This is a genomic window from Phenylobacterium sp., from assembly GCF_036677185.1.
Classification (GTDB): Bacteria; Pseudomonadota; Alphaproteobacteria; order Caulobacterales; family Caulobacteraceae; genus Phenylobacterium.
The window spans coordinates 39,341-52,525 of sequence record NZ_JAKFEN010000023.1; the positions used below are offsets into that span (position 1 = coordinate 39,341).

Annotated in this window: 14 protein-coding genes; 5 read left to right on the top strand and 9 right to left on the bottom strand. The window is 68.3% G+C overall.

The features are described 5' to 3' along the window. Nucleotides 1-2 precede the first annotated feature (2 nt). The 5 genes from V6M51_RS15035 (at nt 3) to V6M51_RS15055 (ending at nt 3,798) form a co-directional block, all read left to right on the top strand. Entirely contained in the window at nt 3-281 is a 279-nt protein-coding gene (locus tag V6M51_RS15035; RefSeq protein ID WP_332768431.1) for a DUF3253 domain-containing protein, read from the top strand. After that, entirely contained in the window at nt 278-916 is a 639-nt protein-coding gene (locus tag V6M51_RS15040) for a glutathione S-transferase family protein (RefSeq protein WP_332768433.1), read from the top strand. The genes V6M51_RS15035 and V6M51_RS15040 overlap by 4 nt, the downstream gene beginning before the upstream one ends. Nucleotides 917-1,041: 125 nt before the next feature. Then, the gene (locus V6M51_RS15045) at nt 1,042-1,626 is read left to right on the top strand and encodes a uracil-DNA glycosylase family protein (protein ID WP_332768738.1); all 585 of its coding nucleotides are present in this window, start codon (nt 1,042-1,044) and stop codon (nt 1,624-1,626) included. Next, complete coding sequence (locus V6M51_RS15050; RefSeq protein ID WP_332768435.1) at nt 1,623-2,660, top strand: alpha/beta hydrolase; 1,038 nt, start codon at nt 1,623-1,625, stop codon at nt 2,658-2,660. Before V6M51_RS15045 ends, V6M51_RS15050 begins: the two co-directional genes overlap by 4 nt. Nucleotides 2,661-2,721: 61 nt before the next feature. Then, nucleotides 2,722-3,798: a Glu/Leu/Phe/Val dehydrogenase dimerization domain-containing protein gene (locus V6M51_RS15055; RefSeq protein WP_332768437.1), complete on the top strand. Its 1,077-nt coding sequence runs from the start codon at nt 2,722-2,724 to the stop codon at nt 3,796-3,798. On the opposite strand, the gene V6M51_RS15060 is transcribed toward V6M51_RS15055, so the two are convergent. The 9 genes from V6M51_RS15060 to V6M51_RS15100 all read right to left on the bottom strand — a co-directional run bounded on the left by V6M51_RS15060 (nt 3,795) and on the right by V6M51_RS15100 (nt 13,092). After that, nucleotides 3,795-4,262, bottom strand: coding sequence for a carboxymuconolactone decarboxylase family protein (locus V6M51_RS15060; RefSeq protein ID WP_332768439.1), 468 nt, complete (start codon nt 4,260-4,262; stop codon nt 3,795-3,797). The two genes, V6M51_RS15055 and V6M51_RS15060, sit on opposite strands and share 4 nt — an antisense overlap. A gap of 35 nt (nt 4,263-4,297) precedes the next feature. Further along, nucleotides 4,298-6,169 (bottom strand): sensor histidine kinase, encoded by a 1,872-nt coding sequence (locus V6M51_RS15065; RefSeq protein ID WP_332768441.1) that lies wholly within the window; start codon nt 6,167-6,169, stop codon nt 4,298-4,300. Nucleotides 6,170-6,356: 187 nt separating this feature from the next. Further along, complete coding sequence (locus V6M51_RS15070) at nt 6,357-7,688, bottom strand: MFS transporter (protein WP_332768442.1); 1,332 nt, start codon at nt 7,686-7,688, stop codon at nt 6,357-6,359. Between the two features lie 168 nt (nt 7,689-7,856). Continuing rightward, nucleotides 7,857-8,603, bottom strand: coding sequence for a hypothetical protein (locus V6M51_RS15075; RefSeq protein WP_332768443.1), 747 nt, complete (start codon nt 8,601-8,603; stop codon nt 7,857-7,859). 80 nt (nt 8,604-8,683) lie between these two features. Continuing rightward, nucleotides 8,684-8,830, bottom strand: coding sequence for a hypothetical protein (locus tag V6M51_RS15080; RefSeq protein ID WP_332768445.1), 147 nt, complete (start codon nt 8,828-8,830; stop codon nt 8,684-8,686). Nucleotides 8,831-8,865: 35 nt separating this feature from the next. Then, nucleotides 8,866-9,744 (bottom strand): transglutaminase family protein, encoded by an 879-nt coding sequence (locus V6M51_RS15085; protein ID WP_332768446.1) that lies wholly within the window; start codon nt 9,742-9,744, stop codon nt 8,866-8,868. Between the two features lie 64 nt (nt 9,745-9,808). Continuing rightward, complete coding sequence (locus V6M51_RS15090; RefSeq protein ID WP_332768448.1) at nt 9,809-10,981, bottom strand: MFS transporter; 1,173 nt, start codon at nt 10,979-10,981, stop codon at nt 9,809-9,811. Between the two features lie 118 nt (nt 10,982-11,099). Further along, entirely contained in the window at nt 11,100-11,768 is a 669-nt protein-coding gene (locus tag V6M51_RS15095) for a TetR/AcrR family transcriptional regulator (RefSeq protein ID WP_332768450.1), read from the bottom strand. 133 nt (nt 11,769-11,901) lie between these two features. Continuing rightward, a complete protein-coding gene (locus V6M51_RS15100) occupies nt 11,902-13,092 on the bottom strand; it encodes a vWA domain-containing protein (protein ID WP_332768452.1) in 1,191 nt (396 codons plus the stop codon). Between the last annotated feature and the right edge of the window lie 93 nt (nt 13,093-13,185).

Consider the following 13,185-nt stretch of genomic DNA (forward strand, 5'->3'; position numbering starts at 1 on the left):
ATATGAGCGTCGATATGGAGGCCGTGATCCTGGAGATCCTCGGCAAGCTGCCGGCCGGCAAGTCGGCCTCCTCGGAAGAGGTGGCCCGCGCCGCCGACAACGAGAACTGGCGCAAGCTCACTGGCCACGTGCGAAACACCGCCCGGGGCCTGGCCCGCCAGGGTAGGATCGTCATCACCCGGCACGGCAAGCCCGCCGATCCTGAGACCTTCAAGGGCGTCTACCGGCTGCGCCTGCCGCTGCCCGGCGAGACCGCCACACCCCAAGGAGCTGACCAATGATCCTCTATGGCTCGTCCCTCTCGCCCTTCGTGCGCAAGACCCTGGCCTTCGCGACCGAGAAGGGCATGGAGCTGGAGCTGCAGCAGGCCGGAATGGGCGGCGGCCCGCCCGAGTTCAAGCTGGCCAGCCCCTTCGGCAAGATGCCCGGCTTCAAGGACGGCGACTTCCTGCTGTGCGACTCGACCGCGATCATCACCTATCTGGAGGCGCTCCAACCCGAGCCGAACCTGATCCCGCTGGAGCCCAAGGCCCGCGCCCGGGCGATCTGGTACGAGGAATTCGCTGACACCATCCTGATCGCCGCGGCTGGGACGATGTTCTTCAACCGCATTGTCGCGCCGAAATTCCTGGGCCGCCCCGGCGACGAAGCCGCCGCGGCCAAGGCCGAGACCGAGACCCTGCCGCCGATCCTCGACTATCTGGAGAACGTGCTGCCGGAGAGCGGCTGGCTGGTGGAGGACCGCATCACCCTGGCCGACATCGCCGTGGCCAGCGTGTTCGTGAACCTCAGCCACCTGCAGTGGAAGCCCAACGCCGAGCGGCATCCGCGCGCGACCGCCTACATCCAGAAGGTCCTGGCCCGCCCGTCCTACGCCAAGTGGGTCGAGGCCGAGAAGGCGATGTTCGCGGCGTAGGTTCTAGCGCCCCGCGACGGCGCCCCCGGTCGCCTCCTCTCGACCCGTCTTCGGGAGGAGAGGAGGCCTGCGGCCAATCAGCATCCGCCTCCCCACAAGGAGGAGGGATGACTATCTTGCGCCCCATGAGCCTGCCCGCCGTCCTCGCCGAGATCGCCGCCTGCCGGGCGTGCGCGGGCGAGCTCCCGCACGAGCCGCGGCCGGTGGTCATGGTCGCGCCTCAGACCCGGCTGCTGATCTGCGGCCAGGCGCCGGGCCGCCGCGTCCACGAGAGCGGCATGCCCTTCACCGATCCCTCCGGAGAGCGGCTGCGCGGCTGGATGGGCATCGACGCGAAGGTCTTCTACGGCCGCCCGGAGATCGGGGTGGCGGCCATGGCCTTCTGCTTTCCCGGCACCGATCCCAAGGGCGGCGACTATCCGCCGCCGAAGCGCTGCGCCCAGCTTTGGCGTCCGCGCCTGCTGGCCGCCCTGCCGGAGATGGAGCTGACCCTGCTGGTCGGCGGCCACGCCCAGGCCTGGGCGCTGGGCGATCGGGCCAAGTCCAACATGACGCAGACCGTGCGGGCCTGGCGCGAGTACCTGCCGCACGTCCTCCCAATGCCGCATCCGTCCTGGCGCAACACCGGCTGGCTGAAGCGCAATCCATGGTTCGAGGCCGAGGTGGCGCCCTATCTTCGCCAAAGGGTGCAGGGCATTCTGGCCTCATGAGACTGATCGCCGTCATCCTCGCCGCCCTGCTGCTCAGCGCCTGCGCGACCATGAGCGTGCAGCAGGCCGCTCAGCCGCCCGTGGGATTCCAGGGACCGCGGCTGGAGGGCGACGTCTTTGTCAGCTTCGACGGCTCGCGCCTGGGCCTGACCCGCTGGGACGCCGTGGGCGAGCCCAGGGCGATCGTGGTCGCGGTCCATGGCATGAACGACTATGCCAACGCCTTCCACCTGGCCGCGCCGCGCTGGGCGGCCGACGGTGTCACCACCTACGCCTATGACCAGCGTGGCTTCGGCCGCTCGCCCAATCGCGGCGTCTGGGGCGGCGACGAGCTGATGGTCGAGGACCTGAGGACCATGGTCGCCCTGGTCCGGGCCGAGCGGCCGGGCGTCCCGGTGATCGTGGCCGGCGAGAGCATGGGCGGGGCGGTGGCCATCCAGGCCTTCGCCTCGGACCGCCCGCCGCCGGCCGATCGGTTGATCCTGATGGCGCCGGCGGTGTGGGGCTGGTCGAACCAGCCCTTGCCCTACAAGACCACCCTGTGGCTCGCCGCGCGGGTGACGCCCGGCAAGATATATACGCCGCCGCGCTGGCTCACCGAGCGCGTCCAGCCGACCGACAACCGCGACGAGCTGATCGCCATGGGCCGCGATCCGCTGATGGTCTGGGGCGCGCGGTCCGACACCCTCTATGGCCTGGTGAGGATGATGGAGCGGGCCTGGCGGCAGGTGGCGATGGTCAAGGTCCCGGTGCTCTACGTCTACGGCGCCAATGACGAGATCATTCCCCGCAAGCCCTCGCTGCAGGCGGCCAGGCAGCTCAAGTCAACGGACCGCTCGGCCTTCTATGACCGGGGTTGGCACCTGATGACCCGCGACCGCCAGGGGCCGACGGTCATCGCCGACCTGCTCGCCTTCATCAAGGATCCCGCCGCGCCGTTGCCATCGGGCGCGCCGCCGATACCGGGCGCCCCGACCCTTCCCAACGGGGCGGTCGCGGCGGACTCTGCGACAATGGCCCGGGCGGGGTTGTGAACCGCCGGCCATCGGCGTATGGGCTGCGGCAATACCTTCCACGTACAGGCGACGACCCGGCATGACCTTGTTCGATTCCCCTTCTTTCGAGGGACATGAGGGCGTCCATTCGTTCTTCGACGAAAAAACCGGTCTGAAGAGCATCATCGCCGTGCACTCGACGGCCCGGGGTCCCGCCGCGGGCGGTTGCCGCATGTGGCCCTATGCCAGCGCCGAGGCCGCCCTGGAGGACGCCCTGCGGCTGTCGCGGGCCATGTCCTACAAGAACGCCATGGCCGACCTGGAACTGGGCGGCGGCAAGGCCGTGATCATCGGCGACTCCCGCACCCAGAAAACCCCGGCCCTGTTCGAGGCTTTCGGCCGCGCGGTCGACACCCTGGGCGGCAAGTACTGGACCGCCGAGGACGTCGGGGTCTCTCCGGCGGACCTGATGAGCGCCCGCAGGGCGACCCGCTACGTGGCCGGTCTGGAAGGCCACGCGGCGGCCTCGGGCGATCCCTCGCCCGTCACCGCCGAGGGCGTGTTCCGCGGCGTGCGTCTGGCGGTGAAGCGGGCGCTGAAGCGCGACCTCGACGGCGTCACCGTCGCCGTCCAGGGCGTGGGCCACGTCGGCGCCTATCTGGCCGAGAAGCTGCACGCGGCCGGGGCCAAGCTGATCCTCACCGACGTCAACGAGCAGGCCCTGGCCGAGGTCGCCGCTCGCACCAACGCCGCGGTCGTGGCGCCGGGCGCCATCTTCGACGCCGAGGCCGAGGTCTTCGCCCCCTGCGCCCTGGGTGGCGCGATCAACGCCTCCACCCTGCCGCGCCTGAAGGCCAGGATCATCGCCGGCGGCGCCAACAACCAGCTCGCCGATCCCGAGATCGGCCGCGAGGTGTTCGAGCGCGGCATGCTCTACGCCCCCGACTACGTGATCAACGGCGGCGGCATCATCAACGTGGCCGCCGAGATCCGCGGCCTGGAACGCGGCGAGGCCTTCGACCCGGCCTGGGTGGCGGCCAAGCTCGACCGGCTGATGGTCACCCTGGAAGAAGTGCTCGACCGCGCCCTCGCCGAAGGCCGCCCGACCCACGAGGTGGCCAATGAAATGGCCAAGGCCCGCATCGCCCAGGCGGCGGCCGAGCGGCTGGCGGCCTAAGCCGCCGCCGTCATCGGCTTCCAGGTCTTCGGATGTTGTGAGCGGAAGCCCACGGCGATGCGGTTCCAGACATTGATCGTGCCGATCAGCAGGGTCAGCTTGACGATCTCCTCGTCGCTGAAATGCGGCTTCAGGCCGTCGTAGTCGGCGTCCGGCGCCCCGGTCTGGGCCAGCAGGGTCAGGGCCTCGGTCCAGGCGAGCGCGGCGCGCTCGCGGTCGGTGTAGAGCGAGGATTCACGCCAGGCGCTCAGCATGTAGAGCCGCTCCTCGCTTTCGCCCGCCCCGCGGGCCTCGCGGGTGTGCATGTGGATGCAGTAGCCGCAGCCGTTGATCTGCGAGGCGCGGGTCTTCACCAGCTTGATCAGGCTGTGCTCCAGGCCGCTGTCGGCCACCGAGGCCTCGAGATCGATCAGGGGACGGACGACGTCGGGCGCGACGATGTAGGGATTGATACGACCGGTCATGTGGGGATTCCTTGTGGGCGCCGGGGCGGCGGCTTCTAAGGCATAGGACGGGTCGGACCCTCGTCGCGTGACATGCGGCCGCCGATTTCCGGCCCGGAATCGACCGGCCCCTCCATGGTGCAGACCACCCCGCCGGCGGCGAAGGCTAGGCGCACGTCGCCGCCGATTTCGCGGGCCAGGCCGCGCTCCAACAGCCGGCTGCCGAAGCCGCGGCGGGTGGGCGGCGCCACCGGCGGTCCGCCGGACTCCGCCCAGACCAGGCGCAGCATGGCGCCCCGGGCGGCGGGGACGATGGTCCAGTCGATGTCGATCCGCCCGGCCTCGGTGGACAGGCTGCCGTACTTGGTGGCGTTGGTGGCCAGTTCCTGCAGGGCCATGGCGATGGCGAGGGCCGTGTGGGGCGCCAGGCGCACGTCGGGGCCGGCCATGCCCAGGCGCTGCTCGACGATCGAGCGATAGGGCGCCATGGCCTCGGCGACGATCTCTCGCAGCCCCGCGCTCTCCCAATTGGCGCGGGTCAGGACATTGTGGGCCCGCGACAGCGACAACAGCCGATCCTCGAAGGCCAGGCCCGCCTCCTCGATGGAGGACGAGACCCGCAGGGTCTGGGCCGAGATATATTGGACCGTGGCCAGGGTGTTCTTCACCCGGTGGTTCAGCTCATTGATGAGCAGCTGCTGATGCTCCTCGAAACGTTTGCTCTGGGTGATGTCGCGGAAGGCGCCGATCACCCGGCTGGGCGCGCCGGTCGGGTCGCGGACGATCTCCACGTGGCGGGCCATCCAGCGGACCTCGCCGGTGTCGGCGCGGATGATCCGGTATTCGCTGCCGCCCACCAGATCCTCCATCGGCCGGTCGGAGACGGGCAGGGCGTAGGGGCGATCCTCGGAGTGGATCATCTGCACGGCCATGGCCATGGTGAACTCGATGTGCGGATCGACGCCCCACAGGCTGCGGGCGACGTCGGACGCGTAGAGTTCTCCGGTCGCCAGATCCCACTCATAGGTCCCGATGCCGCCGGCCTGCTGGGCGATGCGCAGCCGCGACTCGTTCCCGCGCAACGCCTCCTCGGCCTGCTTGGCGGCGGTGATGTCGCGATAGAAGGCGGCCAGGCCGTCCTCCATCGGATAGAGCCGCAGGTCTAGCCACAGGTCGTTGTATCGGTGCTGCAGGGCGAGCGGCGCGCGTTCGTCCATCGCCTGGCGATAGGCCGCCTCGATCCGCCCACCCAGCATCTGCGGCCAGATCTCCCAGGGGGTGGAGCCGACCATCGCCGCCTTGGCCATGTCCGCGAGCCTCAGACCCTCGGAATTGACCTCCACGATCCGGAACTCCGAATCGAGGATCATGAACCCTTCGCTCATGGCGCCCAGGATCCGCGCCGCCCGGGCGTTGTCGATCTGGGCGGCCACGTGCTGGGCGGTGACCTCATTGAACAGGGCCAGCACCCCGCCGATCCCGCTTGGCCTGTCGTCGTCGTGAACCGGCGTGAAGCTGTAGGTCCAATAGACCTCCTGGAGCCGGCCATCGCGCACGATGGCCATGCGCTCGTCCTCGCGCCAGGTTCCGTCGCCCCCGGTCATCACCTGCTCGAGCTGTGGCCGGAAGATCTCCCAGTTCTCGTTCCAGCAGAGGCGGGCGGGTTGTCCCAGATAGCTAGGGTGCCGTTCCGGGCCCAGGGCCGCGCGGCAGGGGTCGTTGTAGAACTGGATGAGCTCGTCGCCCCAGAGGACCAGCATGGGTTGGCGGGCGGCCAGAATCGTCCGCACCGCGAACTTCAGGGGCTGGGACCAGGTCGCCGGCGGCCCCAGCGGGGTGGCCGACCAGTCGTGAGCGCGGATGCGGGCGCCCATGTCGCCGCCGCCCTCGAGAAAGTTCGCGACCCCACCTGGGCGCTGGTCGGACATGGCCATCCCTATGCGGACCTTGTCCCATGCTTAGGAGATCGCCGCGGAGACGCCAAGACGCGCTCGGAAGAGTTGAACGGGCCTGGAGCGTGATAGCCGAACGTGGACGCCGGTTTCAGCGGCGATCACGCCCCAGACTTTTGAATTAGAGCCCTTTGGGCTCAGGTTTCACCTGAACCTAAAGGCCCTAGGCGAGCCGCGAGGTCCGGGGTTCCTTGACCCGGAGCACCAGCACGATGAGCGCGGCGATCAGGAAGGCGATGGAGATCGAGAACATCGGACCATAGCCGAGGGTCGACGAGATCAGGCCACCCAGCAGGGGGCCCAGCGACCCCATGATCCCCTCGGCCGTGGCCGAGAAGGCGATCCGCATGGGCATTTCGTCGCGCTCGCCGAACTCCAGGATCATGGTGCCCGCGCTCATCATGTAGCCGGACTGCGCCGCGCCCAGGCCGAAGAAGGCGATGAAGATGGCCAGGAAGTCGTGGCCGGTCATCAGCACCACGGTCGCGCCGACCCAGAGGATCAGCGACAGCAGCATGATCAGCCGGAAGCCGGTCTTGTCGCCCAAATAGCCCCAGACCAGGTTCGACAGGGTGTCGGCGCCGAGGAAGGCCAGGGACAGCAGGCCGAGGTTCTTGCCGCTCATCTCGATCGTCGAGGCGGCGAAGATCACGTAGAACGGCACGGCCATGCGCGCGGCGATGGTCAGCATCTGCACGACCATGAAGAACATGAAGCCGCGCTCGGCCAACAGGGCTGGGAAGTCCTTGAACCGGTCGCGCAGGCGCGACTGCGCCCGCACGGTCGGCGGCTCGGGCTCGACCATCAGCAGGCGCAGGGCCGTCAGGCCCAGGCTGGTCAGGAAGAAGGCGAACAGGAAGGTGGTCGAATAGCCGTTCCCGAACAGGTTGGCGTCGATGAAGTAGCGGCCGGCGAGATAGGCCAGGCCCGCGGCGATCACTCCGCCCGTGGCGTTGCGCCAGGCCTGCAGCCGGCCCCGGCGGCTGATCGGGATCACCTTGGCCAGCAGCATCGAGAACACCACCCGCTGAGTGCCCATGAACAGGCCGAACAGGAACATGAAGCCGATGATGGCGACGACCTGCGACTGGCCCGACAGGAACCAGCCGGCGAGCGCCATGCCGATGATCTGCAGCCGCGCCAGACCGCCCATCCACAACGCCGCGGGCATGACCTTGGTGCGGTGCTCGATCTGGTTGGCGCCGACGATGGGGCTGATCACCCCACCCAGCTGCTGCAGGCCCAGGCCCAGGCCGACCACCAGGTTGGAGCCCGACAGCATGTGCAGATAGGCCGGCAGGAAGGTCGGCGCATTGATCAGCCGGAAGCCCGTCATGCCCAGCATGCCGTGCAGGTAGTGGGCGACATAGTTGCGCTTCAGATTGTCCCAGACGAACTTCTCGTAGGCGGTTTCCTTTTCCGCCAGGCTGGGTTCCGTGGTCGTCACTTCGGGCGCGGCCGCAGCCTCGCCCTCTTCCTCGAATCTTGATTCCAACAGCGTCGCGCCCGCGCGTGCAGGGAATGAAAGCCGCGCCGGCTCTCCCTAATGCTTATCGACTTAATTCAATGATCCCGGTCTAGCAGAGTCCCAGGGCGGGGAAAGCCCGAAAGGCCCGTGGGCCTCATACCAGGCGCAAGAACTCGGAGATCGTGGCGCCGCGGCCTATGCCCCAGAGCCCCAGCCGTCGTCGTCCAGGTCGTCGTCGAACTCGGCCACCACCTCCAATACCCGCTCCAGGGGGATGCAACGGCCCAGGCGCTCCGCCTCGTGGGTGGCGACATAGATTCCGATCCACTGCAGCAGCGTGGTTTCGCCGGCCTCGGCCCGCAGGGCCACGGGTCCGCCGGAGCAGCCGGCTCCGCCGATCCCGTCCACGTGGAAGCTGTAGGGATTGATCCGATAGTCCGACGCCAGGGTGAAACCCCGCGCGATCGGTGCGTCGCGCAGGATGGCCGCCCCGCCGGGATAGCCGTAGATCAGGCCGTGCGAGCCGGCCGTGAGCGCCAGGCCTTGGCGCGTCACCTGGTAGTCCCCGAACCGGCCCAGCATATTGATCGCCTGAGGCTCACCCTTCAGCCGGACGGGCACGGCGGCGATGTCGAGGGCGGCGTCGTCCGGGTCGCCATGCCAGGCGAACAGCGGCCGGGTCCCGTCATAGAGCGGGACATCCAGCCCGAGCGCCTCGCAGGTCAGGGCGTGGCCATACAGCTCGCTCCAGGTCGCCTCGGTCCCGCGGTTCTGGAAGTAGAAGGTGTTGGGCTTCAGCAGGCAGTGCAGAGCGGTCAGGACCAGGTAGCGGTCGGCCCGCAGGTGGTAGAGGAAGCCCGAAAACACCTGGTGCGGCGCCCCCGATTTCAGGCGGGTGGCGAACCGCGGCGTCGCCAGGGCGAAAGGGTCCAGCAGGTCCATCGGCGCATCCGCGGCGGCGCGGACGAGGCGCCGCCAGCGGAACTTGGGTCACCGGGCGGCCGCCGTCGAGACCGTTCCGTTCAATGGCCGGGGCGCGGCTGGAAGGAACGGGGCTCCTTGACCTTGCCCTCCGGCTTGTCGGCCTTCTGACCGTGCTGCGGCGTGGCCGCCGACTTGGGCGGGCTGGGGCGGTCCGTCTGGTCCTGCTGCTGGAATCTCAGGGTCATGGGCCTTTCCTCCGACGATTTCCTTGCCCGGCTGCTCATGCGGCGGCCTTCACGGGTTCGGTGGGGCGCACGTCCACCCGCACGGTCAGGGTTGAGGCGCCGGGATCGCCTCGGATCGACCCGCCGACCGGCGAGGCTTCCTCGGGCGTCCGGCTGACCGCCACCGGGATAAGGGCCGAGGACTCCGCCAGGCCGTTGGTGGGGTCGAACTCGGTCCAACCCAGGTCGGGCAGGAAGACCTCGCACCAGGCGTGGGTCGCGCCCGCGCCGCGGATACCCGACCGGGCGGGCGAATAGAGATAGCCGGTGACGAACCGCGCCGCGTAGCCCAGCCGCCTCAGGCTCTCGACCATCAGCCAGGCCAGGTCGCGGCAGGCGCCCGAGCCCGTGGCGACGGTATGGGCGGGGCTCTGGGCGTCCCCGTGCGGCCTTTCGCTGTAGTCGAACGCCTCGTGGATGCTGGCGTTGAGTCGCATCACCAGATCCAGCGCCGGCTCGTCGGGCCGCGGGATGTGGCGGAGCACCCAGTTGAGCAGCAGGTCGTCCGGGTCCTCGGTGGCCGGGTCGATGAACGGGTCGAGAACCAGGCGGTCACAGCGGTCATAGACGATGGGCGTGGCGGTCTGCGGATCGTCGATCCGCAGCGGCGACAGCGGGGCGGGGAAGCGCTCGATCACCAGTTCGCTGACGATGGAAAGCGCCGTCGCTTCGCCATGCGGGGTCAGCAGGCACAGGCAGTTGCCGAGGGCGTCGTACCGCCAGCGGGTCTCGCCGGCCGGGGAGAAGCTGAGCGAGGCGTGGATGATGCGTGTGGCGTGGCTGTCGCGCGGCCGCACCAGCAGCCGGTGTGGTCCGAATCCCACCGGCTTTTCATAGTCGTACCGGGTCTCGTGGCGGATCGTCAGGCGGGTCATGGCAAGCTCGGAACACGTCGCGGCGCAGGTCGGTTCCCACCCCGCCAAAGGCGTCCGGCAGGCCCTATGCCCGGCCTGATCGCCGCGCGATTCGCCAGGTCAGCAGGGCCAGCCCAATGACCACCATCGCCCCGCCCGCGCCCAGGAAGGCGATGCGGTAGGAGGTGGTGTCCGCTAGGGGACCGAAGCCCAGCAGCATGACGGTGAGCGCCGTCAGGCCGGCGAAGTTGCGGGTCGCCGCCAGGGTGGCCCGCATCTCGGTCGGAATGGCGTCGTGCAGGCGGGCGTCGAAATTGATGTCGATCACCTTGAAGAGGCCCGCAAGGGTCGCGACCAGGGCGACGGTCCAGACCTGGAAGACCGCGGCGGCCAAGGCCAGGAGCACGCCGATGCCGGCGAACAGCGCCAGGAAGCCGGGCTCGGGCATGCGCCGGAAGCGATGGGCCGTGGCCGCGCCGGCGCCCTGGGCCGCGCCGACCGCCGCGGCGAGCAGCGCCGCCTGGGAGGCGTCGAACCCGACCTCGCGCCCGAAGACAGGCCAGAAGCCCTCCAGCCCGCCGCCGAAAGCCTGGCTCAGCGCCAGCAGCAGGATGACGCCGGGGATCACGGGGTGGCCGGCGGCATAGGCGAAGCCTCGCTTCAGATGGCCGAGATAATCCGCCCTGCCGAGCGCCAGGGTCCGCGTCGCCCTGGGCAAGGCCAGTGCGGACCCGGCCGCGGCCACGGCGGCGGCGACGCTGGCGATCAGGGCCGCAGAATAGCCGAAGCGCACCGCATAGGCCGCGGCGACGGAGGACAGCAGGATGGCGGCGAAGAGGAAGCCCTGGGCGCGGCCGATCACCCGGGCATAGTCCTCGGCGCGGCCGACTTCGCGCAGCTCGTCATAGACCAGGGCCTCGAAGGTCCCGTTGGTGAAGGCGCTCTTGGCCCCCCACAGCATCAGGCCGATCAGGAAGCCGGCGAAACCTGGGAACAGCAGCCAGGCGAGAAAGCCCAGGCCGCGGACGAGCTGGGCGCCGCACAGCAACCAGCGGCGCGAAAAGCGGTCGGCGAGCAGGCCTGAGGGCATCTGCAACACGAAGGCCGTGGTCGACCAGGCGATCAGGGTGACGGAGACCTGCCAGGGGGTCAGGCCGTGGTCGACGAACATCACCGCATAGAGCGGATAGATCACCAGGAAGCCGTCGAAGAACTTGAACGCGCAGGCCGCGGCGAGCAGACGCTGAAACGGGGCCACGGCCCTAGACCCTTTCCGTTTCAGAGGGAATCATCTGAAACGGACAAAAAGGGTCTATTTTCAAAAGTTTAGAGCGTGACGGTCGCTTCAACCGGTATCCACTTGAAGCTGTCACGCCCTAGGCCAGGAAGCCGGCCTCGGCGAAGTCGAGCATCCTCTTCAACAGCGCCTCGATGTCGCCCTCCCGCGTGGCGCCGTCCGACAGGACGTGCAGGCGGTCGAACTCGGCGAAGCGGTTGTTGTGGACCATGCCCAGGCAGAAGTGCAGCCGCCAATAGACGCTCTCGCGCGGCAGGTTAGGGCAGGCGGCGATCAGGGCGTCGGCGAACCGGGCCAGGTGGCTGACGTCCCTGGTCAAGGCCTCGCGCATCTCCTCGGTGCCCTCGCTGCGCGAGCGGATGATGAACTGGACCGAGATGCGCCGGTCGTTCTCGGGCGAGGCCCAGCGCAGCGGCGGGGCGAACAGGGCCTCCAGGATGTCGCGAACCGGGGGCTTGCCCTGGTGGCGGTCGGTGGCCTCGTGCAGCATCCGGGCGCGTTCGCGGTTCAGCTCCGCCGTGCGCCGGCGGAAGATCTCGAACAGCAGGGCGTCCTTGGACCCGAAATGATAGTTCACCGAGGCGAGGTTGACCCCGGCGTCAGCGGTGATGTCGCGCACCGAGACGTTCTGGAAGCCGTGCAGGGCGAACAGGCGCTCCGCGGCGCAGAAGACCGCGGCCTTGGTGGCGGCCTCATTGGGCTCGGCGATGTCGTTGGCCGGGGCGGAGTCCACGGGCGAATCCTTCACGTGCAGCTCCACCTTAGCAGGCGAGACGCGGAGGGCGATGCGACCTTCTCGACGGATTTTGACTGAGACAACGCGATCTTCGGCAAGGAACTGGCCCGGTTGAATGGAATGGCCGCGAAAAGCGACCTGATGATTAGCGCGCCAGCTCCCGCATGGCCTTGTCCAGACCCTCGATGGTCAGCGGAAACATCCGGTCGCCGACCAGCTGCTTCATCACCTCGATCGAGGGGGTGTAGTCCCAGTGCCGTTCGGCGGTCGGGTTCAGCCAGACCATGCTCTCGTAGATGTTGGCCACGCGGTCCATCCAGATGGCTCCGGCCTCCTCGTTCCAGTGCTCCACCGAGCCGCCCGGATAGGTAATCTCATAGGGGCTCATCGTGGCGTCTCCGACGAAGATCACTTTGTAATCGCTGGAGAATTTGTGGAGCACGTCATAGGTGTTCAGCTTCTCGGCGTGACGGCGCCGGTTGTCCTTCCACACGCTCTCATAGAGGCAGTTGTGGAAGTAGTAGAACTCCATGTTCTTGAACTCGGTCCGCGCCGCGGAGAACAGCTCCTCACAGATGCGGATGTGGCTGTCCATCGAGCCGCCGATGTCGAAGAAGATCAGCACGCTGATCTTGTTGCGGCGCTCGGGACGCATGTTGATGTCAAGGTAGCCCTTCTCGGCCGTTCCCTTGATCGTGGCGTTCATGTCCAGTTCTTCGGCGGCGCCCTCGCGGACCCATTTACGCAGGCGGCGCAGGGCGACCTTGATGTTGCGGGTGCCCAGCTCGACCGAGTCGTCGAGGTTCTTGTATTCGCGCTTGTCCCAGACCTTGACCGCCTTGCCATGGCGGCCCTTGTCCTGGCCGATGCGGATGCCTTCCGGGTGATAGCCGTTGGCGCCGAACGGCGAGCTGCCGTCGCCCTTCTGGCCGTTCTGACCCTTGCCCTCGCCGTCCCCGTCGCCCTCTTCGCGCTGCTTGCGCATCTGCTCGGCCAGGGCTTCCATCAGCTTGTCGAAGCCGCCCATGGCCTCGATCTGGGCCTTCTCCTCGTCGGTGAGGAACTTGTCGGAGATGCGCTTCAGCCACTCGGCGGGGATGTCGGCCACGCCGATCCCGTCGACCTTCTCCAGCCCCTTGAACACGTGGCTGAACACCTGGTCGAACTTGTCGAGGTTCTTCTCGTCCTTCACCAGGGCCGAGCGCGACAGGTAGTAGAAGTCGTCGACGTTGCGCTCGATGACCACCTTGTCGAGCGCCTCCATCAGCATGAGGTACTCTTTGAGCGTCACGGGCACCTTGGCCTCGCGGAGCTCGGTGAAGAAACGCATGAACATGGGCAGGCTTCCCGAATAGGGGGACGAACAATCGTTTGACTCCGGAAGATGGAGCCCCCGGACGCCGATGTCCAGCATGCCGTGCGGGCGCGG